The sequence below is a fragment of the Hyunsoonleella sp. J2K-J805 genome (assembly GCF_057167125.1).
Genome location: NZ_CM169901.1, coordinates 797,421 through 822,518, shown reverse-complemented (window position 1 = coordinate 822,518; position 25,098 = coordinate 797,421). Strand labels below are relative to the sequence as shown.

Sequence of the window (25,098 nt, the reverse complement as noted above, 5' to 3'; positions counted from 1 at the left end):
TAATACGTGTTTTGTCATTCCGCACTTGATGCGGAATCCATAAAAACTAATAACATTAAATAGATTCCTGCCTTCGCAGGAATGACAAGAAAATGGAAATAAAATACGATCAAAACGGTTTAGTCCCAACTATCATTCAAGATGCCACGACAAAAAATGTATTAATGTTGGGGTACATGAATCCGGAAGCCTATGAAAAAACGTTACAAACCAAAAAAGTCACTTTTTTTAGTCGAAGCAAGCAACGCTTATGGACTAAAGGCGAAGAGAGTGGCAACTTTTTAGAATTAGTAGATATTAAAAACGACTGTGACAAGGATACGTTGTTAATTAAAGTGAATCCTATAGGTCCTACCTGCCATACGGGGACAGATACGTGCTGGAAAGAGGAGAACACCTCTAATTATGGATTTTTTTCTACGTTAGAAACAATAATTGCGGAGCGGGTTGCCAATAAGGATACAGCAAAATCTTATGTAGCGAGTTTATTTTCAAAGGGTATAAATAAAGTGGCTCAAAAAGTAGGGGAAGAAGCCGTAGAAACTGTAATTGAGGCAATGGATAATAATGATGAGCTTTTCTTATATGAATCGGCAGATTTATTATTTCATTACTTAATGTTATTGCAAGCTAAAGGATTTACTTTAAAAGATATTGAAGAAGAACTGAAAGGAAGGCATAAATAAACCACATTTGTCACCCTGAACTTGATTCAGAATCTAATGCTCTCAAAAAAGACCCTGAAACAAGTTCAGGGTGACAAATATTATGTATTACGATAACCACCCATTAGCTTCAGATTTTCTGGCAAACCAAGTAAAGAAAAAAGCAAATACTATTATCATTATGGTCATAACTATACTTGACGCATAGCCATTTATCAAAGCATATCCCATTTGGACTAATACCGCTAAAAGGGATAAGTACCAAAGTTTAACAGACCAAGATTTTCTGAGTAATAAACCAATAGCGGCTAAGGCGCCAGCAAATACTGCAATTGCAAAAGCAGCGGTAACCCATGCTGGCATATTTGCATCAATTTCAAGTTGTTCTGGTGTGTACATAGCACGGTAACTTTCTGTATTATAGGCTTGATCTAAATAAGCTTTTACACCCATTCCATTCCAAATTAGGGCAATAACACTAATAATCCAAAACCAAATTGGGAGCTTGTTTGATGTAGAATTCGACATAATTTTAAAGTTTTTAGTTAGTAAATTGTATTACAAGTTATAAATTTTTTGTCACAGTGGATTATATAGACTAATTTTCGCTTTCTTTTTATTGTTATGAAAAAGTACTTTTACCTTATTAAAATTCAATATTTAGGCTACCGTTTTCACGGTTGGCAAAAACAGCCTAACCTTAAGACGTTGCACTTAATGGTGGATAGAACATTTAATTATATTTTAGAAGGAAAGTATTTTAAAACACTAACTTCTGGTAGAACTGATGCCATGGTTTCTGCTGAAAGTGCTGCTTTTGAATTGTTTTTAAAGGAGCCTATAGAAGATGAAACTGCATTTTTAGAGCTGTTTAATTATAACTTACCTCAAGATATTAGAGCTTTAAGCATAAAGGAGGTTGATGCAGAATTTAACATCATTCAACATTCTAAAATAAAAGAGTATTTGTATTTATTTACCTATGGCGCTAAATGTCATCCATTTTGTGCACCAATAATGACAACTATTTTAGATGATTTGGATATCGACATTATGAAACAAGGTGCTAAACTGTTTGAAGGTGAAAACTACTTGTGGTCTTACTGCTATAAGCCTACCGAAAATGGTATTTACACTCGTAATATTCTACAATGTGAGTTGGTTAAAAATGACATATATACCGCTAATTACTTTCCTAAAAACTCTTATTTACTAAGGGTGAAAGGAAAAGGGTTTATGCGCAACCAAATACGTTTAATGATGGGCACCTTGATTGATTTAGGTAAAGAAAAACTAACGCTTCAGGATATTAAAGATAGTCTTGTTCCTGATAGTAAGATTAAAATGAATTATATCGCACCTGCGTCGGGGTTGATTTTGAATGCTGTGGAGTTTACAAGCCCCTCTTAATCTCCCCAAAGGGGAGAAACACATTCCTAGAAAATAATTCAGAGTTAGAGTGGAGTTCCCCTCCTTGGAGGGGCTAGGGGTGGGTTGCGCTAGGGATAGAAGTGGCATCCTTTTGCTTTTTTGGTGTTTTGCACGAGTTTTGGAAGCTAGAATTGGATTAGTGATAGATTCCTGCCTTCGCAGGAATGACAGAAAGCAAAAGATATAACGGATAGCCCGACCCTTGGGTAGCGCCCAAATATTTAAACAAGATATTCTCTTAAAATCCTTTAACATCTTCATTTTTATTTAACATAATTTAAGTTAATTATTTCTTAACGCCGTTAAAACCTGTTAAACCGCTTGACAAAATTGCTATTGCCCATATATTGAAAGTGAGTTTAATTTAAAAAACAAAAATATATTATGAGCTATTTAAACATGAATGAAGAAGAATTAATGCCTGTGGTGGTTGAATTAAATGTTTTATTAGCTGACTACCACGTGTATTATCAAAAATTAAGAAGTAAACATTGGAACATTATCGGGAAGAATTTTTTCGATTTGCATGAGCAATTTGAAACCATGTACAACGATGCAAAAGTTAAAATTGATGAAATTGCAGAACGTATTTTAACATTGCGTTTTCATCCGATGAGTAAGTTGGAGGACTATTTAAAGACTTCGGCTATTTTGGAAGAGGCGCCATTAAAGGAAGATCAGGATATGGTTGTAGATACATTAAACGATCATAAATTGTTACTGGCACAAATGAGTAAGGTTATTGAAAAGGCCGAAGCTATTAGTGATGAAGGTACGATTGACCTGATGGGAGCTTACATTAGAGAACTAGAGAAAACAAGTTGGATGCTAAATGCATGGACCAAAAAAACGTCGGAAAGTTTAAAGGAAAGTATTGTTGAAGCGTAATAGAATTTATAGACGCTATAATCTAAAACAATATTAACCTTAAAAAATTTTAAGACTATGGAAAGTACAATGTCTACGGCATTTGATAACTTATTAGATAAACTACAAGGCTGGGTAAGTGCCGTAATAGAAAACATACCAAATTTAATTCTGGCCATTTTGGTAATGACAGCCGCTTATTTTGTAGCCAGATACACGAGAAAATTAGTTTTAAAGCTAGTTGATAACAGAGTACCTCAAAAATCTATCGCTAATATTATTGCTAAAATTTCGGCAGTAGTTGTTGTAGTAGCGGGACTGTTTTTGGCTCTGGGAATTATGAACCTTAGTAAAATGCTAACCTCCTTATTGGCAGGTGCTGGTGTTGCAGGTTTAGCTATTGGTTTAGCATTGCAAGGTACATTATCTAACACTTTTGCTGGTGTAGTAATTTCGTTTAGAAAACGTATACAATTAGGTAATTGGGTAGAAACCAATGGCTATTCTGGAGAAGTAATTGATGTAAATTTGAAAGAATTTGTATTAAAGGAAGCCGATAATAATATTGTTATAATTCCTAATAAAATGATTCTTGAAAATCCTTTAAAAAACTATTCCTTAACGACGAGAATGCGTGTGTTTTTAGAATGTGGTGTGGGCTATGAGTCTGATTTAGAAGAAGTACAGCAATTAACTAAAGACGTTATAGCCGATACTTTTGATCAGGTTGAAAGCGCTGATGATGTAGAGTTTTACTATACCGAATTTGGAGATAGCTCTATTAACTACCTGTGCAGATTTTGGATTGATGCCGAAAGTATGTTAGAAAAGCTAAAGGCAAAAACCACAGCTATTATTGAAATTAAGAAAGCTTACGATAAAGCAGGAATTAATATTCCGTTCCCTATCCGTACTTTGGAATTTAACAATAAACTAGCGTTTGATGACGCTGTTATGGAAAACCAATTCTCTAACAACTAGAGTAGATTTATCGATCCTGATAAATTGTTAAGTCGAATTTTTTAAAACCATCGATTATGTTACGCTGGACGATAACGTTTGTAATAATCGCACTTATCGCAGGAGTACTAGGTTTTGGTGGCATTGCAGGAGCATCAGCTGGAATAGCTAAAATATGTTTCTACATTTTCATCATACTATTTGCAGTCTCCTTGATAAAAGGATTAGTGAGGAAATAAAAATTAATTAACCTATAAAATTTATAATCATGAAAAAAATCATAATAACATTGGCCTTATTATTTACAGTAACTACCGTATTTACAGGCTGTAGAGAAAAGAAAACAGAAGATAAAATTGAAGAAGCTGTAGAAGAAGTAAAAGATGAAGCTGGAGATGCTGTTGAAGAGATTGAAGACGAAATTGATGATGCTACCCATTAACTAGCAACACACTATAGCAGATATTAAATAAAAGATTAACAAGATAAAAAACAACAAAAATGAAAACTTACATATATATAATGGCTTTATTAATTTGTGTACCAGCAATGGCACAAGAAAAGCCAACAGAAATTAAGAAAGAAACTAAAGTAAAGGAAGTGAAATATACTGATGGTGACAAAACCAAAGAAGGAAAAATAAAAGTAGTTACCAAAGAAACTTCAAAAGTTAAGCTTGATGCTGATGATAAGTACAAGTTAAATCAGGATAGAGTTTCATCCGACAAAAAGGTAACAACTACCATAATGATTGATAACGATGCAGACAAAGCTTATAATGTTTTAACTTCTGAAACCTATTACATAAGTGCAGATAAGGATTATAAATTTAGTCCGAATACATCTGGGTTTATGATGGCATTAGCGAATGATAAGAATGAGTTTGTAGAAATAGGAAAAGCTTGGAATACGCACAGTCCAGGAAGTTACATTATTAAAGGCGAAACCTTTAACGGCATTGGTTATTTTGATAAAGATGGTAGTTTTATTGTAGAATACTATGATGAAGATTCAGAAAGTATTAAAACCATGACGTATAACGAAAAGAAAGACGCCATGTAATCACACATCGTGTTAAGATAAATAATAAGTCTCGGGGAAACTCGAGACTTTTTATGTTTAAAGGCTTATGTTGTATAAACAATTTTAGATAGTATTATTTGGGCGTTACCGCAATCCCGATAGCTATCGGGAGGGCTTTTCACTATATCTTTTTGCGCAGCAGTCCTGAACTCGTTTCAAGATATCGTTATTTAAATTAGTATCTCTAAAACAGTTTGAATATTCTATAGATTTAGGTGCTGCGCAAAAAAGATGCCGTTGCAATCCCTAACGCACTAATCCAGAAAATTTAAGGTTTAATTATGAGTAAGTAGAATGAATTAAGTCAATAACATCACATACTTTTTTGTAATTTAGAAACCACTTAAAAAGCAACAATGAGCATTACCGTACCAAAATCCGTATTCACATTTTTTAAAAAACTAGAAAAGAACAACAACCGCGATTGGTTTAACGAAAACAAACTAGAGTTTAAAGCGATTGAAGCAGAAGTAAAACAGTTTTATAATGCTATTTTAGAAAACTTGAACAAACATGACGAGATTGATAAACTTAAAATCTTTAGAATTTATCGTGATGTCCGTTTTTCAAAGAACAAGTTGCCCTATAAAACTCATTTTGGTGGCTCGTTTCATAGAACAAAACCGCGATTAAGAGGTGGGTACTATTTGCATATTCAGCCAAATAACGAAAGTTTCATTGCTACAGGTTTTTGGCAACCAGAGTCTGCAGATTTACTAAGAATACGTAAAGAATTTGAAATGGACGATTCTGAAATCCGAGAAATTCTAGCAGATAAAAATTTCAATTCAGTTTGGGATGATAAATTTGTTGGCGATGAAGTAAAAACAGCGCCTAAAGGATTTAGTAAAGAACATAAAGCGATAGATTTAATCAAAAAGAAACAGTATATCTTCACTAAAAAATATACCGATAAAGAAGTCTTGGATACTGGGTTTTTAGAAGAAGTGGATAATGCTTTTAAGGCAATTCGCCCATTTTTCGACTATATGAGTGATGTGTTGACCACAGATTTGAATGGGGTGTCTTTGATTGATTAGTTTTTTGTCGTTCCTGCGAAATGTGCTGAACTTGTTTCAGTAAGGCAGGAATCTCGTTATATAAAAGCAGAAACCATATAACGGTTTCATCGTTTTAATGTGATGTCTCAATCGTGCCTCATTTCGACATGACTAAGTTAATTTTTGATTATATGAGCGATGTGTTGACTATGGATTTGAATGGGATATCTTTGATAGACTAATTTCAAAATAGAGAAACTGAGTCATTTCGACGTTAGGAGAAATCACATAAGGTGTTTACTAGTTCTAATGTGATGTCTCAATCGTGCCTCATTTCGACATGACTAAGTTATTTTTAATTATTATGAGTGATGCTTTGACTATGGATTTGAATGGGGTTGCAACAATTAGAATAGTTAAAAAATATTGATGCGAGCGTCATTTCGACGAAAGGAGAAATCACACATGATTTTGTAGTGTATGTGATGTCTCAATCGTACCTCATTTCGACATGACTTAGTTTATTTTTATTATATGAGTGATGTGTTGACTACGGATTTGAATGGGATATCTTTGATAGACTAATTTCAAAATAGAAAAATTGAGTCATTTAGACGTTAGGAGAAATCACATAAAGTGTTTACTAGTTCTAATGTGATGTCTCAATCGTGCCTCATTTCGACATGACTAGTTTTTTAAATAATATTTAAACCGCCACCAAAACTTCAGGCTTCTCAAACAGTTGAATATTACTAATCAAGCGTTGCTTTACAATATTCATCATACGTTTATTTAAAGCAGAAGAATTTTGAATATATATCTCGTATTCTTCAACGGTAAACAAACCGATAATCATACCTTTCATAGAATTTCGAAGCTTCATGTCCTTTTGAATGGCATTTTCAATATAATCAATGCGCTTTTCAATAGACAAATCATAAAACACCGATTTATGTTTTTTAATATAATTTTTAAACACTGCTAGCAATAAATCATTTTGAAATTTAATAATAGGGCGTAATACCAAATTCTGAAAACGCTCATCTATACTCATATTGTCGTTAATTGTAGCACTTAAAATTTCAGGGCGAATATTTTTAAGGTTGAATTGTCTGGAGTCCATTTCTGTAGATTTTTAATAAAAATATTGAATATAGAAGTTGAATTTAATTCTTCATTTTATAATTGTTAACGAGGTTATCAACATTGAAGTTTTTATCTTTATTCAAAATTTAAAACATGAAATTTGGAAGCGTTGATAATCCTGAATTAATAGATTTTACTTTTCCGAAGGATCATCCTGATACGCAACGTGTATTAAATGCAGTAAAAGATGATAACATACCTGAAATTTATGTAGGCTGTGCCAAGTGGAATAAGGCAGACCTCAAAGGGTTTTATCCGAGAGGTACAAAAGATGAGTTGGGGTATTATTCGTCCCAATTTAATTGCATTGAGATGAATGCTACGTTTTATCGCATATTTCCAGCAGAACAATTTTCCAAATGGTACGATAAAACCCCTGAGGGTTTTAAGTTTTTTCCAAAGTTAAATCAAGAGATTAGCCATTGGAAACGCTTAAACGACACCAATGCCGTAGTTGAAAATTATTTGTACAACGCTTCAAACTTAAAAGAGAAATTAGGCACCATTTTTTTACAAATGCACAGTAATTTTGCGCCTAAAGATTTTGACAGAGTAATAACTTTTGTTGAAGCATGGCCAAGAGAAATTCCATTGGCTATAGAATTTAGACACACCAATTGGTATAACGATAAAGCTATTGCAGAAGACTTATACCAACTTTTGGAAGCCAATAATATATCCAATGTTATTGTAGATACTGCTGGCAGGCGTGATTTAATGCACATGCGATTAACCAACGCCACAGCATTCGTGCGCTATGTTGGTGCTAATCATGCATCTGATTATTCACGTTTAGACGATTGGGTAGAACGCTTAAAACTTTGGCAAAAACAAGGTGTTAAGGAGATAGATTTTTTTATTCATCAAAACATAGAAAAAGAGTCGCCCTTATTATCAGCTTATTTTATTAAAAAATTAAATGCAGCTTTGGGATGTCATCTTACCATTCCAAATGAAGATCCTCAAAAGACATTATTTTAACATAAAACCTAATTATGCGATTTCATACTAGAAAATGGATTAAACCAGAAGATTTGAATGCTAACGGCACCCTTTTTGGAGGGCGATTATTAGAGTGGATAGACGAAGAGGCTGCCCTATACAGTATTGTTCAGCTGGAAAACCAAAAGGTGGTTACCAAATATATTAGCGAGATAGATTTTAAGGCCTCAGCAAAACAAGGCGATGTTATTGAAATTGGTATTAAAGCTATAAAATTTGGAAAGGCATCACTTACTTTAAGTTGTGAGGTGAGAAACATGATGACCAGAGAAACCATTATTACCATTTCTAATATAGTCATGGTAAATGTAGGGCAAGATGGCAAGCCTCTGGCGCATGGAAAAACAAAAGTTGAGTTCGTAAAAGATAGATTGTAAATTAGAGTTAAAAATCTACTTTAAAAATTATAATCAAATTTTTAGTTTCATTGCATAAAATGCAATTTATATGGTGTTCATTGTGTTTTTTGTAAAAATAAAATAACAATATGGTCTAAACTTTTGAATAAATGTAATTAAGTATAAATTTGTATGCTGTTATAATTCTAAAAAACTGCTATTTGGTGTTTAGAGTTGTTTCATTCTGAAAAAACCTTTATTATTTATGAGTAAGACATTATTTGACAAAGTTTGGGATTCGCATGTTGTTAGAAACATAGAAGATGGACCAGACGTGTTTTTTATAGACCGTCATTTTATACACGAAGTAACAAGTCCTGTTGCATTTGTTGGTTTAAAACAACGCGGTATAGGTGTTATGTATCCAGAGCGCACATTTGCTACAGCCGATCATAACACACCAACTTGGGATCAACATTTACCAGTTGCAGACCCACTATCTGCTAATCAGTTAGAGGCTTTAGCCAATAACGCTGCTGAATATGGTATTTCGCACTGGGGATTAGGCCATAGAAATAATGGCATTGTGCATATTGTTGGGCCTGAAAATGGTATTACATTACCAGGTTCAACCATTGTTTGTGGCGATTCACATACCTCTACACACGGTGCTTTTGGTGCTATTGCCTTTGGTATTGGTACTTCGGAGGTGGAGATGGTATTATCTACACAATGTATCATGCAACCTAAGCCAAAGAAAATGAGAATTAACATTAATGGTGAATTAGGTTTTGGTGTAACACCTAAAGATGTGGCTTTATATATTATTTCTCAGCAAACCACTTCTGGAGCTACTGGATATTTTGTAGAATATGCAGGTGATGTATTTGAAAATATGTCTATGGAAGGCCGTATGACAGTGTGTAACCTTTCTATTGAGATGGGTGCTCGCGGTGGTATGATTGCTCCAGATGAAAAGACTTTTGAATATATTAAAGGTAGAAAGCATACACCAAAAGGTGCAGATTGGGATAAAGCGATGGACTATTGGAAAACGCTATACACAGAACCTGATGCTGAGTTTGACGTGGAGTTTACCTATGATGCTGCCGATATAGAGCCAATGATTACTTACGGTACCAATCCAGGAATGGGTATGGGGGTAACACAATCTATCCCAATGGCAGAAGATGTGCAAGGTGGTGTTGCTACCTATAAGAAGTCTTTAGGTTATATGAAGTTTGATGAAGGTGATGATATGATTGGCAAGCAAGTAGATTATGTATTCCTTGGATCTTGTACTAACGGACGTATTGAAGATTTTAGAGCATTCTGTTCTATTATAGAAGGACGTCAAAAAGCAGATAATATTACGGCTTGGTTGGTTCCAGGATCTCATAAAGTGGTAGATCAAATTAAAGAAGAAGGTTTAGACAAAATATTAGAAGCAGCTGGATTTGTATTAAGAGAACCAGGATGTTCTGCATGTTTAGCAATGAATGATGATAAAGTGCCTGCTGGTAAATTAGCGGTATCAACGTCAAACAGAAACTTTGAAGGACGCCAAGGACCAGGTTCAAGAACCTTACTAGCATCGCCTCTGGTAGCAGCTGCTACAGCGGTAACTGGTGTGGTAACCGACCCACGAACGATAATGGAGCAAGTTAGTGCTTAACAAATAAATTAAAGAATAATACTGCCAACTGATACTGGCAGATTGAATACTGAATATATGGCTTACGATAAATTTGAAGTATTAACAAGTACAGCATACCCACTACCAATTGAGAATGTGGATACAGACCAAATTATACCTGCACGTTTCTTAAAGGCTACAGAGCGTAAAGGGTTTGGCGATAATTTTTTCCGTGATTGGAGATACGATTCTGAAGGCAACCCCATTGTAGATTTCCCATTGAATGATGCAAAATATACAGGTTCTAAGATTTTAGTAGGAGGGAAGAATTTTGGTTCTGGATCTTCTAGAGAGCATGCAGCATGGTCGGTTTACGATTTTGGATTACGTTGTGTAATATCTTCGTTTTTTGCAGATATCTTTAGAAATAACTGTTTAAACATTGGTGTGTTACCAGTACAAGTTTCGGCTGATTTTGCTCAAACATTATTTGATGCAATAGAAGCAGATCCTAAAACTGAAATCAAGGTAGATTTACCAAATCAAACAGTGACATTATTGTCTACTGGAGAATCAGAGACCTTTGATATTAATGGTTACAAAAAGGGTAATATGCTAAATGGCTTTGATGATATAGACTATCTTCAAAACATGAAAGACGAAGTAAAAGCTTTTGCCGAAACAAGGCCATTTTAAGTATATTAGAAAAAAATATAATAATACATTAAAAAAAGCATTCCATTTAACTAATGAAATGCTTTTTGTGAATATAAAAACTGGCAATGTCTAAGCGAAGAATAGAAATAATGGATACGACTTTACGGGATGGAGAGCAAACCTCTACCGTGTCGTTTTCTGCATCTGAGAAACTAACGATAGCGAAACTTTTACTTGAAGAATTAAAGGTGGATCGTATTGAGGTTGCTTCGGCTAGAGTTTCAGAAGGTGAGTTTCAAGCGGTAAAAGACATTACAGATTGGGCATCAGAACACAATTACTTAGATAAGGTAGAAGTGTTGACTTTTGTTGACAAAGGCGTGTCTATAGATTGGATGGTTAAGGCTGGAGCAAAGGTTCAAAACTTATTAACTAAAGGTTCATTAAACCATTTAACACATCAGCTTAAAAAGACTTCTAATCAGCACTTTAAAGAGATAGGAGACACTATAGCGCTAGCCTCAAATCATGATATTATTACTAATGTATATTTAGAAGATTGGAGTAATGGTATGCGCAATTCTAAAGACTATGTGTACGAGTTTTTAGCCTTTTTAAGCACGCAAAATATAGCTAGAATAATGCTCCCTGATACCTTAGGGGTTTTAACTCCTGAAGAGTCGCACACGTTTGTTAAGGAAATAAAAGATACATATCCAAACTTGCATTTTGATTTTCATGCGCATAATGACTATGATTTGGGTGTGGCCAACGCCATTGAAGGTTTAAAGGCTGGTGCTGATGGCTTACACTTAACCGTAAATGGGATGGGAGAACGTGCTGGTAATGCTCCTATGAGCAGTACTATTGCCGTGATTAATGATTTTATGCCCAATATTGAAATGGGTGTAAATGAAAAGGTTTTATATACAGTAAGTAAGTTGGTGGAGAATTTTTCTGGCGTTATGATTCCTGCAAATAAGCCTATTGTTGGTGCTAATGTCTTTACACAAACGGCTGGAATTCATGCCGATGGTGACAATAAAAACAACCTGTATTTTAGTGATTTAATGCCGGAACGTTTTGGTAGAAAACGTCAGTATGCTTTAGGTAAAGCGTCTGGAAAAGCCAATATCCAAAAGAATTTACAGCAGTTGGGATTGCAGTTGAACGATGAAAATTTAAAGAAAGTTACCCAGCGTATTATAGAACTTGGCGATAAAAAGCAGGTGGTTACCAAAGAGGATTTACCATATATTATTTCGGATGTGTTGGATGAAACCTACGAGGAAAAGATAAGGGTAAACTCTTATGTGTTAACACATTCCAAAGGATTGAAGCCCTCTACAACAGTTTCTATTACTATAGAAGATGAAACTTTTGAAGAAAATGCTCAGGGCGACGGACAGTATGATGCGTTTATGAATGCTGTTAGAACGATTTTTAAAAGAAAAAAAATAGAGCTTCCAAATTTAATTGATTACGCGGTTAGAATTCCTCCAGGGAGTAATTCTGATGCTTTATGTGAAACGATTATTACTTGGAAAAACTCTGAAAAAGAATTTAAAACACGTGGTTTAGACAGCGATCAAACGGTTTCTGCCATTAAAGCTACGGAGAAGATGTTGAATATTGTAGTGAGTTAATATTGTTTAATCGTTTAGTTGTTTCACTGAAAAATCGATTACACAGTTAAACGTATAAACGTATAAACGGTTAAACAATTAAACAAAAGAAAAGGTTTTAGTAAGTGTGCTATTACTTTGAGTTGAGAACTTAGTAAGCAAGTACGCCCTGCGTTAGGGATTGCAGAGGAAAGCCCACAGTGAGCCCGAAGGAGCGAGCGAGGACTTGGAACGTAAAGCCCGACCCCTTGTGGGTAACGCCCAAAAAAGAATAAATAAAGATTAAATTACATATAAATGAAATTAAACATAGCCCTTTTAGCTGGAGACGGCATAGGACCTGAAGTGATAGACCAAGCAGTAAAAGTAAGTGATGCTGTTGCTGAAAAATTTGGACACGAGATTAATTGGAAACCTGCCTTAACGGGTGCAGCAGCCATTGATGCTGTTGGGGAGCCTTACCCAGATGAAACGCACGAGATTTGTAAAAGTAGTGATGCAGTGTTGTTTGGTGCTATTGGGCACCCAAAGTTTGATAATGATCCTTCGGCGAAGGTGCGTCCTGAACAAGGTTTATTAAAGATGCGTAAAGCTTTAGGCTTATTTGCTAATGTACGACCTACGTTTACGTTTCCATCGTTATTGGAAAAATCGCCATTAAAAAGAGAGCGAATTGAAGGTACCGATTTGGTGTTTTTACGCGAATTAACTGGAGGGATTTACTTTGGTGAAAAGGGTAGAAGAGAAGAGGGTGAAACGGCTTTTGACAATTGTGTGTACACCAGAGCAGAAGTACAACGTTTGGCTAAAAAAGGGTTTGAATTAGCAATGACTCGTGGTAAAAAATTATGCTGCGTGGATAAAGCGAATGTATTAGAAACATCAAGACTTTGGAGAGAAACGGTGCAAGCTATGGAGAAAGATTACCCAGAGGTAGAGGTGAGTTACGAGTTTGTTGATGCTGTTGCAATGCGTTTGGTACAATGGCCAAATAGCTACGACGTGTTAATTACTGAAAACTTGTTTGGAGATATTTTAACGGATGAGGCTTCTGTGATTTCAGGCTCTATGGGCTTAATGCCAAGTGCCTCTTTGGGATCGGATATTGGTTTGTTTGAGCCTATTCACGGATCGTACCCACAGGCTACTGGTTTAAACATTGCAAACCCAATGGCTACGGTACTTTCGGCAGCTATGATGTTTGAAAACTTTGGTTTACAAGCTGAAGGTAAAGCTATTAGAGATGCTGTAAATAGCGCCCTAGAAAAAGGTATGGTTACAGAAGATTTAGCCGATGGTGGTAAATCCTATGGTACTAGTGAGGTTGGTGATTGGTTAGCTGCTAATATCTAGACTTTAAAAAGATAAATATATAGGCCTGTTAGGTTTTTGAAACCTGACAGGTCTTTTTTTGTGCTATGATTTCAAACTAAGATTTGAAGGATATTCAAAAACCTCTAAGTCGAAATAGGGAACCGCAGCCAATACATGGTCAAAAATATCCGCCATAATATATTCGTAGCTTACCCAACGCTTGTCACTGCTAAAGGCATAGATTTCGATAGGCAAACCTTGTGCTGTTGGAGCTAATTGGCGCACCATAATCGTCATATCCTTATTAATTGCAGAATGGTTTTCTATGTATGTTTGAATGTATTTTCTAAAAACTCCAATATTGGTTAGGTTTCTGCCGTTTAAAGCAATTTCCTTATTAATATGGTGTTCTGCGTTATATTTATCAATATCTTTTTGTCTCTGTTCTAGATAAGGTCTTATTAACTCGATATGCTTTAGTTTATTGATATCATCTTCACTAAGACACTTAATGGTGTCTTGTTTTATATTAAGAGCTCTTTTAATTCGGCGTCCATCAGAATTAGACATACCTCTCCAATTTTTAAACGATTCGGAGATAAGTGCATAGGTTGGAATGGTAGTAATCGTTTTATCGAAATTCTGAACTTTAACCGTGGCCAAAGTAATTTCAATCACATCCCCGTCAGCGCCGTATTTTTCAAAAGTAATCCAATCTCCGATACGAACCATATCGTTAATTGACACCTGAATACTAGCTACAAAACCTAAAATGGTATCTCTGAACACTAGAATAATTACCGCGGAAATAGCCCCAAGTCCAGTTAAGAATTTAAAAAATGGTATTCCTGTAACAATTGCTATCGCAGACATAATGCCACCTAACCAAGCAAATATCATGAACACTTGAATATAACTAGCGATGGGCTTATCTTTTAATCTAGGAAGCGTTTTTAAATAATCTTTTATAGCATTTAGTAAGCTTCTTGCTATCCAAAGGGTTAATATTATAGCGAATACTTGTAGTCCCTTTTCTATAATAATCTCAAAATTGTAAAAATCAGCAAAAACATCTGGAACAAATTCTAGTGAAATTAGTAAAGGAATGATGTGTGCTATATTTAAAGGTACTTTGTTAGATATTAAAAAATCATCGAAATTGGTTTTAGTACGTTTAGCAAATTGTGTAAAAGTACCTATCAGCACGCGCCTTATCACCACATCAATAATAAAGATAACGATAAGAAGTACTATCAGTAAAACAAGCATATTTAAATACTGGGCAGCCTGTTCAGAAACTCCTAATTCTAAAAGTTTTGTAACAACCCAATGATTTAAATCTGATGATGGGTCTATTAGTTTATCTTGAACCATTATGCAGATTTTAAATATTTTCTATCAATATAAAATGTTCCAAAAGGGATGATTGCTGCCAGTAATACAGTTGCAAACGTTTTATTATTCCACTTCAAGTCGCTTTTAATAACAAACGCCATACCAACGTATGCAACAAACAGCAAACCATGGGGCATACCCAATAGTTTAACATATTGTGGATCGTTAGCTAGATATTTGATAGGTGTTGCAATAAACAGTAAAAGAATATATGAAACACCTTCTAAAAAGGCTACGGCCCTAAAAATGTTGATAAATGAAAACATGTTGTAAATTTTCTGCAAAAGTAGAACAGAAGAACAACATAGCACTACGATTTAAGTTTTTTTTATAATGCGCTAAAAATAACGAGACCATAAATTACGAAACGTAATAAACGCAACGCACCAAATAGCACAACAATTTTGAAAGGGAATTTAATAATGCCGGCAGCAATACATGATATTGAAAATGGAAGCGGTAGCAAAGCACCAACGATGATTAAAAATCCTCCCCATTTTCTGGAGTTTTTCAGCTGTTTTTGCATTTTCACCTCTAAATAGGTATGGACAGATGGGATTTTGGTAATTAAACGTCCTAAGTGATATGCCAATAACCCTGCCGAATAAGATAACACAGCTAAAATGCTTAAATATCCCCAAGGATTTGGCATTTTACCAGACCAAGCAATAAATATTTCTGGAGGAATGAGTCCTAAAAGCGTTTCAGATACGAAAAAGAAACTTAATACACCATGAGATGGCAGTATCTCTGTTAATCTTATTAAGGCATCATTAATATTGAAAAAATGATTTATTACATAGATTACGCCAATAGCACCAACAATATATGGTATTGCCTTTTTTACTGCTTGCCATACAAATGTGTAAAAACCAGTGTAATTATAATACTGGTGAAGTAATTGAAGACGTGATTTACCGCTTTTTTCTTTTGGTTTTGATTTCATGTTAAAAACTCCAGGCCAACAAATATAATTACCAGTCAGAAAAGCAAGAAATTATTAATGTTAATTAGGGATTATTTAACCTTTAAAATCGATGTAGCGCAACAAAAATTTAGATTTTAACAATCTTTTTCACAAAATAGTTGCTCGTATCAGAATTTGAGATAAAATAAACACCGGCCTGCAAATCACTTATATCAATGGTCTTATTTGAAGAGGTATAATTAAATATCTTTACAGTGATACCATAAATGTTTTTTAATAAAACTGTTCCTGTGTTTGGTAAGTTGCTAATTTTAATACTACCATTTGAAGGATTTGGGTATAATTTTATATCATTTCTTTTTGTTGCTTCGCTCAATGACAAAACAGCACAAGACGATTCACTATTGTTTAAATTAAATGCTATCCCATCAGATACATCTGTTCTACGTAATACCATTTTATCCATAAAAAAGAAGCTAGACCTTGCATCAACGATTACAGAATAGTTTCCTGGAGTATTAAAAGTTGCCCATATAAATCTAAAAGAATCCCCATCATTTGTATTAGTAACAAAGCCCCATACTCTATCAGGTGCAGAGTTTACAGGATGCCTATTCATAAACGCTTTAAAAAAACCACCAACGCTAGATCCTACAGGACAATTTCTATTTGGATTGCTATTACAATTAGGTCTTGGTTCTACCGCTTGAGTAGAAGTAGAACTACTTTGTTTGGTGGCATAAAAATCATCAGCTACAATTTTTAACCATGCATCGTTATGTTCACCACCAGAATTACCTTTACCGATACGTCCACGCCATGCTAATCTGTATGTTCCAGGGTTATTAATTTTTATGTTGTAAGTTATTTCAGCGCCTGCCAATGCATTAAAAATCTGATCCCCATCATCTACATCCCAATAAATATAATTAATAGTAGATCCTGCTAAGTTTGGGTCTGCTTCATTTCCAGTTTTCCAATTGGAACCATTTGGCAAAATACCTGATTCCATTTCAATTGTCAGTAATCCATTTTGCTCTTCAAATACACCATCGCAAGTAGTAGCTTGTGAAAATAATTGAAAATTAACTAATGAAAATATGGATAGGGCTACTAATGCTTTGAGAGTAATTTTTATCATTGCTTATTTTTATAGTTGCAATTTCCGAAAAAATAAGCATTAAACCGTCATGAGCTGTCCTGATGATTGTATTCTATATTTACTTAGAAAAAGTTTTGTTACTAAGGAATTATTATTTTGATAAAAAGAAGCTTTTCAAATCCTCATAAATAGAAATACTACTAGCTTCTTTAGCTTTTCCCATTACCGATTGAATTTGTGGAGGCAAGTTTTGCTTTTCTTTAATAACCTCTTCAACCACATCTAAGAACTTCGTTGGATGGGCAGTTTCTAAAAACACACAATGCGCACTAGGGTTGTCCTTTAAATAAGATTTACAACCCAAATAGCCCACTGCACCATGAGGATCTGCCACATAATTGAAATTATTATACATTTCCAACATGGCTTCTTTGGTTTCTTCGTCTGTAAAACTGTAAGAAGACAAGTTGTTCTTTAAATCCTCAAACCTGTTTTTATAAATCTCTTGAATACGAATAAAGTTACTTGGCGCACCAACATCCATAGCATTACTTATGGTTTGTATGGATGGTTTCGGTTCGTATAGCTGAGATATTAAATAACGAGTTACCACATTATTTAAGTTGTTAGCGGCTATAAAATGATTTACCGGCAGGCCTAATTGTTGGGCCACCATACCAGCACAAATATTTCCAAAATTTCCACTTGGAACAGAAAATACAATATCATCATATTGTTTATGTAACTGCTTATAGGCAAACATAAAATAGAAGAGTTGTGGTAACCAACGAGCAACGTTTATAGAGTTGGCAGAAGTCAATTGCATTTTACTTGTTAATTCTTCATCTAAAAATGCAGTTTTCACCATGGCTTGACAGTCATCAAAAGTACCTTCAACCTCAAGCGCCTTAATGTTTTGTCCAAGCGTTGTCAACTGTTTTTCCTGAATATCACTCACTTTTCCGCTAGGATATAGAATAACAACATTAACTCCTTTTACACCTAAAAACCCGTTGGCAACAGCACCTCCAGTATCTCCAGAAGTGGCTACTAATACAGTTACCTCTTTATTATTATGTTGGTTGAAATAGCCTAAACACCTTGCCATAAACCTTGCGCCAACATCCTTAAATGCCATGGTAGGACCATGAAACAACTCTAATGTAGAAATGTTATCATTTAATTTTACCACAGGAAAATCAAAGGATAGTGTATCGCGAACTATAGTTTTTAAAACATCTTCTGGAATTTCTGGAAGAACAAATTGTTTTATAGCTTCATATGCTATTTCAGGATATGATAGGCTATCAAAATCATTCCAAAATGACTTAGACAGCGGTTTAATATTTTCAGGAAAATACAATCCTTTATCAGGAGCTAAACCTTTAATTACAGCATTTTTGAAGGTTGAATTTGGAGCTTTTTTATTTAAAGAATAGTAATTCATTTTTAGCCTATAATTTTTACACCTTGGATGTTAATTTTTGATACATGAATATCGTAATCAATTACAAGATCTGCATATACATTTTCGAAACTTTGTTTTACATGATTAGCGATATCTAAGCCTTTACTCAACGAAAAAATTGAAGGACCAGAACCTGAAATACCGCATCCTAAGGCACCAGCATCTATGGCGGAACTTTTGGCTTCATTAAAAAGGGGTATCAATTTGCTTCTGTGTGGCTCAATAATCACATCTTTCAAAGCACTTTTTATCAAATCGTAATCACTGGTATGTAGCGCATGGACTAGACTGCCAAGGTTTGCCCATTGTTCAATGGCGTTGCTTAGTTTAACTTCTTTTGGAAGTACGGCTCTAGATTCTGATGTTTTAATTTCTATTTGTGGATGAATAATAGTCGCATACAAATCCTCAGGTGTGGGGATTTCTAACACTTTTAAAGGTGCTACACTTTTCACTAAGGTAAATCCTCCAAAAAGAGCCGGAGCGAGGTTATCCGCATGTTCGCATTTGCTTGCTAAAGCTTCTCCTTTTATGGCAAACTCGGTCAATTGTGTTTTGTTGAAAGGTCTCCCTAATAGCTCATTCATACCAAAAACACTACCAACTGCACTAGCTGCGCTACTGCCAATACCACTTCCAGGTTTTATGTTCTTGTAGATTTCAATTTCAAAACCAAAATCAACGTCAATAGCGTCATACATGGCTAAAGCAGAAACCCCAGCAACGTTCAACTCTGTTTCTAGTGGTAAATCAAATCCTTCTACTTTGGTAATGACAATACCTTTCTTATCAACTTTTCTTATTACCATTTCATCGCCAACTGTATCCAAACAAAATCCCATAACGTCGAAACCACAGGATACATTGGCTACAGTAGCTGGAGAAAATATTTTTATTTCGTTCATTTTTTCTATTAAATAGTTTTCTGCTGCACTAGAGCAGGAAATAGAACTTTCTATGTGCAACTCCATTTTAATTAATCGTTGCCCAATCTTATAATATCCGCAAACAGTCCAGAGGCGGTAACATCAGCACCAGCGCCAGCGCCTTTAACAATCATAGGTTGTTGTGAGTAGCGTTCTGTATAGAACATCACAATGTTATCACTACCTTCAAGATTATAAAACGGATGTCCTTCAGGAATTTCCTGTAAACCTACACTTGCTTGCCCATGATCAAATTTGGCCACATACTTTAATTGCGCATTATTGGCTTTCGCAGATGCATACAAGCCTTGATAATGAGTTTCGTCGGCAATGAGTGTTTTGTAAAATTCTTCAACTGTACCACTTTTTTGACCAGAAAGCGATAAAAATGATGTGTTTTCAATGTCCTCTAAATTCATTTCAACCCCACTTTCTCTAGCAAGAATTAGGATTTTTCGTGCTACATCAACACCACTTAAATCAATTCTCGGGTCTGGCTCGGTATAACCTTCAGCTCCAGCTTGTTTTACGATATCATAAAACTTAGTAGTATCATTAAAATTATTGAAAACAAAGTTTAAACTACCAGATAATACGGCTTGAATTGAAGTAACTTTATCTCCTGAGACCACCAAATTATTCAATGTGTCAATAATAGGTAAACCTGCGCCAACATTGGTTTCAAATAAAAATGGCGCGTTGTATTTTAATGATAAGCGTTTCAACTCTTTATAATTAGCAAAATCACTAGAACATGCAATTTTGTTACATGCCACTACAGCGATACTTTCTCTTAAGTAATTGGCATATAAACTAGCCACATCTGCGTTTGCAGTAACATCTACAAAAATACTATTGCGCAGATTTAATGCTTTTGATTTTTCGAAAAACCCTTGCAATGATGCTTTTTCTCCATCTGCCAATAACGTTTTCCAATGTTTTAAAGGAATGCCACTTTCATTAAAAACCATCGTTCTAGAGTTGGATAGTCCCGTAACACGGAGATTGATTTTAAGGTTTTCTTTAAGGTATTTTTTTTGTTGTCTTATTTGTTCGACCAAGCGTTCTCCAACATTTCCAACACCTGTAATGAAGACGTTGAGTTGTTTTGTGATGCTTTCAAAAAACACTTCATGCAACGTGTTTAATGCTTTTTTCACATCGCTATCTTCAATAACTATAGATATATTTCGCTCTGAAGCACCTTGGGCAATAGCTCTAATATTGATATTGTTTTTTCCTAAAGAAGAGAACATTTTACCGCTAATACCTTGATGGTTCTTCATATTATCACCAACTAGTGCTACGATAGACAAACCGGTTTCAACGGTTAAAGGTTCTATTTTATGTAAAGCAATTTCATTTTCAAAAGTAATATCGATAGCCGTTTTTGCAATTTCAACATCTTTTTTTTCAATACCCAAACATATAGAGTGTTCTGAAGAGGCTTGAGTAATTAAAATCACATTTATTTTTTCATTGGAAAGTGTTTCAAATAAACGTTTAGAAAACCCAGGAATTCCAACCATACCACTACCTTCGAGTGTCAATAATGCAATATTTGAAATATTACTAATGCCTTTTACAGGAGAACTTGTACCGTTTGCATCTTTAGAAATAATTGTACCCACAGCTTCAGGTTCCATGGTGTTTTTAATATGAATAGGAATCTCTAAATCCAATACAGGTTGTACCGTTGGAGGATATAATACTTTAGCCCCAAAATGAGACAGTTCCATAGCTTCTTGATAAGAAATAGTCTTTATAGGATATGCTTGTTTCACCATTTTTGGGTTTGTTGTAAACATACCGCTAACATCCGTCCAAATCTCTAACTGTTCTACCTTTAGAGCAGCAGCCACAATCGCCGCAGTAAAATCTGAACCACCTCTACCTAAAGTGGTTTGCTCCCCAAGGGCAGAATTAGCAATAAAACCTGGAAGTATCGTAGTACGTTCTTCAGCCGATTCAAAGTAATTTTTAATATTGCCGTTAGTAACATTATAATCTACTTCGGCTTTTGTGAAATTTGAATTGGTAACGACTAGCTCTTGCGAATTCTTTCTGGTTGCTGACAAACCTCTGTTTTTCATTGTTTCAGCAATAATATAAGATGACAATAACTCGCCAAAACTCACTAATTTATCTGATGTTTTTGGGGATACTTCGTTTATAAGAAAGATACCCTCCAATAGACTATGAAGCGCACTTAATTTTTCTTTAGCATAAGCTAAAATCCCCTCATTGTTTTCGGGGTTTAATTCTTTGATTATTGAAAAATGGATAGACGTGATAGTCTCAAAAGTATCATTAAAACTTGCATCTTTTGCCTGTGCTTGTCTTCCTGCAAGCAGCAATTTATCAGTGATACCGCCAACTGCCGAAACTACGCATGCTACTTTACCTTCTTGTGAATAAGTATCTAGAATACTTATGACTTTATTTATATTTTTTGAGGAACCTACTGAAGTTCCACCGAATTTTAAAACCTTCATTATGTAATGAATTGATATTTAAATGTAAAAATTGAAAGGGATGTAATTGTAAAATTACATGAAATGCTGGAATAATATATAACTAATAACCCCAAAGGGTTGTTGTATTTGTAGTTGTAGCTAAAATAGAAACAGTGCTTGCAGATATTGAAAACACGGTTGGATAATTATTTTGGCTTAAATGAATCATTTTCGTTATATAAAACACCTCAAAAGTATTACTTTTAGCCTAATAAAAAAACAAAAAACAGTTTTTTACAATATTCTTATAATCATGAATTTTTCGTTTAAAAAAAATGACTAATTATGATTAGAATTGAAAATTCAATAAAATAGTTTTATGAAGATTTTTTCTAAGGAACAGATATACGCTGGCGATAAACTAACTGCTAAACGCCAAAACATTACATCCGCCGAGCTTATGGAACGTGCAGGTACCCAAATTTTTAATTGGATGCACATGCGAATGCAAGGTGCTCAAGTACCTGTGCATGTTTTTTGTGGTATAGGCAATAATGGTGGCGACGGTTTGGTTTTAGCACGACATTTGGTAACGCACGGTTATAATGTGCATACTTACGTTGTAAACTGTAGCGACAAGCGCTCTAAGGATTTTTTAGTTAATTATGATCGTATAAAAAACGTTACTAAAAAATGGCCAACGCTTTTAAAATGTGCAGCGGATTTTCCAGAAATGCATCCAGATGATATTATTGTTGATGCTGTTTTTGGTATTGGTTTAAATCGGCCAGTACATGATTGGGTAAAGCAATTATTTCAACATTTTAGAGCTTCAAAAGCGTTTACACTATCTATTGATATTCCTTCGGGTTTATATCCTGATAGAGCTTTAGAAGATAAGGATGCAGCAGTTTATGCAGGGTTTACGTTAAGTTTTGCGTCTCCTAAATTAGTATTCTTCTTACCTGAAACTGCTAAATATACCGTGCAATGGGAGATTTTAGATATTGGTTTGGATCCTGAATATTTATATACCACAGAGACAGAAGCTCAACTTATAGGGAAACATGAAGTATTACCCAACTATATACCCAGAGACAAGTTTTCCCATAAAGGACAATTTGGACACGCCCTTATCATTGGCGGAAGCTATGGCAAGATTGGTGCTGTAACTCTTGCTAGTAGAGCAGCTCTATCAGCTGGGGCAGGTTTGATAACCACTTATGTGCCTAAATGTGGTTATGTCCCAATACAATCTTCTTTTCCCGAAGCTATGGTGATTACTGACAATGATGATGATAAAATTACTTCCATAAATTTTGACATCGAACCGACTGTTATAGGTTTTGGAGTAGGGGCAGGAACTGATGCGAAAACCATATCCGCTTTTGAAGCATTTTTAAATACTAACAAAAGCCGTCTAGTAATCGACGCTGATGGTTTAAATATGCTTGCAAAGAAAAAGGCACTATTGAAACTATTGCCAGAACTAACAGTTTTAACACCACACCCCAAAGAATTGGAGCGACTTGTAGGGGCGTGGACTGATGATTTTGATAAACTTGCAAAAGTGAAAGCATTTGCAAAAAAGCACAAGGTAATTGTAGTTATTAAAGGAGCAAATACTATCACCGTTTTTAACGATAAACTTTTTGTAAATACTACCGGCAATCCAGGATTAGCGACAGCTGGTAGTGGGGATGTATTAATGGGTATTATAACTGGATTACTGGCACAAGGTTACCATCCGTCAGTTGCAGCTATTTTTGGAGTGTATTTACATGGTAAATCAGCAGATATTGCGGTTGAGGACTTCGGTTATCAAAGTTTGATCGCAGGTCATGTAATTGACTATTTAGGAGAGGCCTTTATAGACCTATTTAAGCAGCCAGAGCAACCACCACAGCAAGACAAAGAAGAACATAGGGAAGAAAAACAATAATAAAAAAAGCCGCTATCTACGGCTTTTTTTGTTATCAAAAATTTTTAGATGTTTAACGATTTGAAAACATCCCGTAACTTAGGATTTGAAGGCCTAGGGGCATCAGGGTTTACTATGTTTCCATTTGGGTCGAGTAAAATAAACCTTGGGATGCCGTTGATTTTATAGTCCTGAATAAATTGAGATTGCCATCCCTTTGGTGCTATGATTTGGATACCTCCTAGCTCTTTTTCTGCAATCATTTTTTTCCACCCTTCTTTAGCTAATTTAGCTGATTCCTCTTTTGTCTTACCTCTATAGCCTCTGCCATCATCTACTGAAAGACTTACAAATTGAATATTCTTATCATGATATTCTTTTTCTAATTTTTTTAAGGATGGTATTTCAGCTTTACATGGTCCGCACCATGTTGCCCAGATATCAATATACACGTATTTTCCTTTTAGGTCTGATAAAGAAGTTTTTCCACCTTTATAATTTTCATAATTTGTAAATGAAGGAGAAGGCGACCCTTTTGGAAGTAATGATTTCAATCCAATACTTTGGCTAAAATATCTTTCATAAGACCTCAGCATAGCCTTTAATTGATTCTTGAAACTGTTAGTTATCGAAGTGTCAATTTTAGGATTAGAATTATAAAATGTTGTAAGCTCATTTTCTATACTACTTAGCTTTGTCTCTAACCCTTCCATATCAAGATTGTCGAAAGCACTTGGGTTTAAGAGTTTCTCATGAAGCAAATTACTCTTTGCTAAATAATTACTATGTTCAGAACCATTGCCACTATATGAAATGGTTTCATCAAATTCAGCAGCATCAAAAGTTAAATTGATATCAAATCCATTTTTTAAGAAAACAGATGTTATTTCTTTGCCGTCATATAAATTATATATTCCTGTTTCTGTTTTTAAAGTATCGCTAAAACTTCCATCTTCTGAGAGAGGGATTGTTTTAAGATAAGAACGGGAACGTATGGTGAGGGAATCACTATTTTTATTTGCTATTTTACCAGATAGCGAAACATAGTCTTTTGGTTCTGTTTTACAGCTAAAAATGCTAAGTATCACCATTAAACTAAGTAGCTTTTTCATAATTGTAATATTTGGTTAAGTTTCGAAAATAAATAAACCACTAAAGAAAGCTAAAACTTTAACAA

25 protein-coding genes are annotated in these 25,098 nt (G+C 34.7%); 15 read left to right on the top strand and 10 right to left on the bottom strand.

Features of this window, described 5'->3' with window-relative positions:
* The first annotated feature begins 92 nt into the window (after positions 1-92).
* Positions 93-686 carry a bifunctional phosphoribosyl-AMP cyclohydrolase/phosphoribosyl-ATP diphosphatase HisIE gene (gene hisIE / locus AC1B0Z_RS03640; RefSeq protein WP_483794193.1) on the top strand — a complete coding sequence of 198 codons (594 nt, stop codon included), beginning with the start codon at positions 93-95 and terminating at the stop codon, positions 684-686.
* 87 nt (positions 687-773) lie between these two features.
* Here hisIE and AC1B0Z_RS03635 read toward each other — a convergent pair whose 3' ends face one another.
* Positions 774-1,193 (bottom strand): hypothetical protein, encoded by a 420-nt coding sequence (locus tag AC1B0Z_RS03635; protein ID WP_483794192.1) that lies wholly within the window; start codon positions 1,191-1,193, stop codon positions 774-776.
* A gap of 96 nt (positions 1,194-1,289) precedes the next feature.
* Here AC1B0Z_RS03635 and AC1B0Z_RS03630 point away from each other — a divergent pair, with 96 nt between their 5' ends.
* From AC1B0Z_RS03630 to AC1B0Z_RS03600, 7 genes are all read left to right on the top strand, one after another.
* Positions 1,290-2,075 carry a tRNA pseudouridine synthase A gene (locus AC1B0Z_RS03630; RefSeq protein WP_483794191.1) on the top strand — a complete coding sequence of 262 codons (786 nt, stop codon included), beginning with the start codon at positions 1,290-1,292 and terminating at the stop codon, positions 2,073-2,075.
* Between the two features lie 405 nt (positions 2,076-2,480).
* On the top strand, positions 2,481-2,984 hold the full coding sequence (locus AC1B0Z_RS03625) for a Dps family protein (protein WP_483794190.1): 504 nt from the start codon (positions 2,481-2,483) through the stop codon (positions 2,982-2,984).
* A 57-nt stretch (positions 2,985-3,041) separates the two neighbouring features.
* On the top strand, positions 3,042-3,944 hold the full coding sequence (locus AC1B0Z_RS03620) for a mechanosensitive ion channel family protein (RefSeq protein ID WP_483794189.1): 903 nt from the start codon (positions 3,042-3,044) through the stop codon (positions 3,942-3,944).
* A gap of 56 nt (positions 3,945-4,000) precedes the next feature.
* On the top strand, positions 4,001-4,162 hold the full coding sequence (locus AC1B0Z_RS03615) for a DUF1328 domain-containing protein (protein WP_483794188.1): 162 nt from the start codon (positions 4,001-4,003) through the stop codon (positions 4,160-4,162).
* Positions 4,163-4,191: 29 nt separating this feature from the next.
* A complete protein-coding gene (locus AC1B0Z_RS03610; RefSeq protein WP_483794187.1) occupies positions 4,192-4,365 on the top strand; it encodes a hypothetical protein in 174 nt (57 codons plus the stop codon).
* A gap of 59 nt (positions 4,366-4,424) precedes the next feature.
* Positions 4,425-4,985: a hypothetical protein gene (locus AC1B0Z_RS03605; RefSeq protein WP_483794186.1), complete on the top strand. Its 561-nt coding sequence runs from the start codon at positions 4,425-4,427 to the stop codon at positions 4,983-4,985.
* Positions 4,986-5,362: 377 nt separating this feature from the next.
* Positions 5,363-6,046: a DUF2461 domain-containing protein gene (locus tag AC1B0Z_RS03600; protein ID WP_483794185.1), complete on the top strand. Its 684-nt coding sequence runs from the start codon at positions 5,363-5,365 to the stop codon at positions 6,044-6,046.
* Positions 6,047-6,713: 667 nt separating this feature from the next.
* Here AC1B0Z_RS03600 and AC1B0Z_RS03595 read toward each other — a convergent pair.
* On the bottom strand, positions 6,714-7,130 hold the full coding sequence (locus AC1B0Z_RS03595) for a glyoxalase (RefSeq protein ID WP_483794184.1): 417 nt from the start codon (positions 7,128-7,130) through the stop codon (positions 6,714-6,716).
* Positions 7,131-7,246: 116 nt separating this feature from the next.
* Here AC1B0Z_RS03595 and AC1B0Z_RS03590 point away from each other — a divergent pair, with 116 nt between their 5' ends.
* The 6 genes from AC1B0Z_RS03590 to leuB all read left to right on the top strand — a co-directional run bounded on the left by AC1B0Z_RS03590 (position 7,247) and on the right by leuB (position 13,764).
* On the top strand, positions 7,247-8,134 hold the full coding sequence (locus tag AC1B0Z_RS03590; protein ID WP_483794183.1) for a DUF72 domain-containing protein: 888 nt from the start codon (positions 7,247-7,249) through the stop codon (positions 8,132-8,134).
* A gap of 14 nt (positions 8,135-8,148) precedes the next feature.
* On the top strand, positions 8,149-8,532 hold the full coding sequence (locus AC1B0Z_RS03585; RefSeq protein WP_483794182.1) for an acyl-CoA thioesterase: 384 nt from the start codon (positions 8,149-8,151) through the stop codon (positions 8,530-8,532).
* 226 nt (positions 8,533-8,758) lie between these two features.
* Positions 8,759-10,168, top strand: a complete 1,410-nt coding sequence (gene leuC, locus AC1B0Z_RS03580) for a 3-isopropylmalate dehydratase large subunit (protein ID WP_483794181.1) — start codon at positions 8,759-8,761, stop codon at positions 10,166-10,168.
* Positions 10,169-10,225: 57 nt separating this feature from the next.
* Positions 10,226-10,825 (top strand): 3-isopropylmalate dehydratase small subunit, encoded by a 600-nt coding sequence (leuD, locus tag AC1B0Z_RS03575; RefSeq protein ID WP_483794180.1) that lies wholly within the window; start codon positions 10,226-10,228, stop codon positions 10,823-10,825.
* A gap of 86 nt (positions 10,826-10,911) precedes the next feature.
* Positions 10,912-12,432 (top strand): alpha-isopropylmalate synthase regulatory domain-containing protein, encoded by a 1,521-nt coding sequence (locus AC1B0Z_RS03570; protein ID WP_483794179.1) that lies wholly within the window; start codon positions 10,912-10,914, stop codon positions 12,430-12,432.
* 276 nt (positions 12,433-12,708) lie between these two features.
* A complete protein-coding gene (leuB, locus tag AC1B0Z_RS03565; protein ID WP_483794178.1) occupies positions 12,709-13,764 on the top strand; it encodes a 3-isopropylmalate dehydrogenase in 1,056 nt (351 codons plus the stop codon).
* Positions 13,765-13,827: 63 nt separating this feature from the next.
* Here leuB and AC1B0Z_RS03560 read toward each other — a convergent pair whose 3' ends face one another.
* The 7 genes from AC1B0Z_RS03560 to thrA form a co-directional block, all read right to left on the bottom strand.
* A complete protein-coding gene (locus AC1B0Z_RS03560; RefSeq protein ID WP_483794177.1) occupies positions 13,828-15,099 on the bottom strand; it encodes a mechanosensitive ion channel family protein in 1,272 nt (423 codons plus the stop codon).
* A complete protein-coding gene (locus tag AC1B0Z_RS03555) occupies positions 15,099-15,386 on the bottom strand; it encodes a DUF3817 domain-containing protein (protein WP_483794176.1) in 288 nt (95 codons plus the stop codon). Before AC1B0Z_RS03555 ends, AC1B0Z_RS03560 begins: the two co-directional genes overlap by 1 nt.
* A 62-nt stretch (positions 15,387-15,448) precedes the next feature.
* Positions 15,449-16,066 (bottom strand): YqaA family protein, encoded by a 618-nt coding sequence (locus AC1B0Z_RS03550; protein ID WP_483794175.1) that lies wholly within the window; start codon positions 16,064-16,066, stop codon positions 15,449-15,451.
* Between the two features lie 109 nt (positions 16,067-16,175).
* Positions 16,176-17,189, bottom strand: coding sequence for a T9SS type A sorting domain-containing protein (locus AC1B0Z_RS03545; protein WP_483794174.1), 1,014 nt, complete (start codon positions 17,187-17,189; stop codon positions 16,176-16,178).
* Positions 17,190-17,301: 112 nt separating this feature from the next.
* The gene (thrC, locus tag AC1B0Z_RS03540; RefSeq protein WP_483794173.1) at positions 17,302-18,597 is read right to left on the bottom strand and encodes a threonine synthase; all 1,296 of its coding nucleotides are present in this window, start codon (positions 18,595-18,597) and stop codon (positions 17,302-17,304) included.
* 2 nt (positions 18,598-18,599) lie between these two features.
* Entirely contained in the window at positions 18,600-19,523 is a 924-nt protein-coding gene (locus AC1B0Z_RS03535; RefSeq protein ID WP_483795236.1) for a homoserine kinase, read from the bottom strand.
* 71 nt (positions 19,524-19,594) lie between these two features.
* The gene (thrA, locus tag AC1B0Z_RS03530) at positions 19,595-22,039 is read right to left on the bottom strand and encodes a bifunctional aspartate kinase/homoserine dehydrogenase I (RefSeq protein WP_483794172.1); all 2,445 of its coding nucleotides are present in this window, start codon (positions 22,037-22,039) and stop codon (positions 19,595-19,597) included.
* 340 nt (positions 22,040-22,379) lie between these two features.
* Here thrA and AC1B0Z_RS03525 point away from each other — a divergent pair, with 340 nt between their 5' ends.
* Entirely contained in the window at positions 22,380-23,942 is a 1,563-nt protein-coding gene (locus AC1B0Z_RS03525; protein WP_483794171.1) for an NAD(P)H-hydrate dehydratase, read from the top strand.
* Between the two features lie 44 nt (positions 23,943-23,986).
* Here AC1B0Z_RS03525 and AC1B0Z_RS03520 read toward each other — a convergent pair whose 3' ends face one another.
* Positions 23,987-25,033, bottom strand: coding sequence for a TlpA family protein disulfide reductase (locus AC1B0Z_RS03520; RefSeq protein ID WP_483794170.1), 1,047 nt, complete (start codon positions 25,031-25,033; stop codon positions 23,987-23,989).
* Positions 25,034-25,098: the final 65 nt, after the last annotated feature.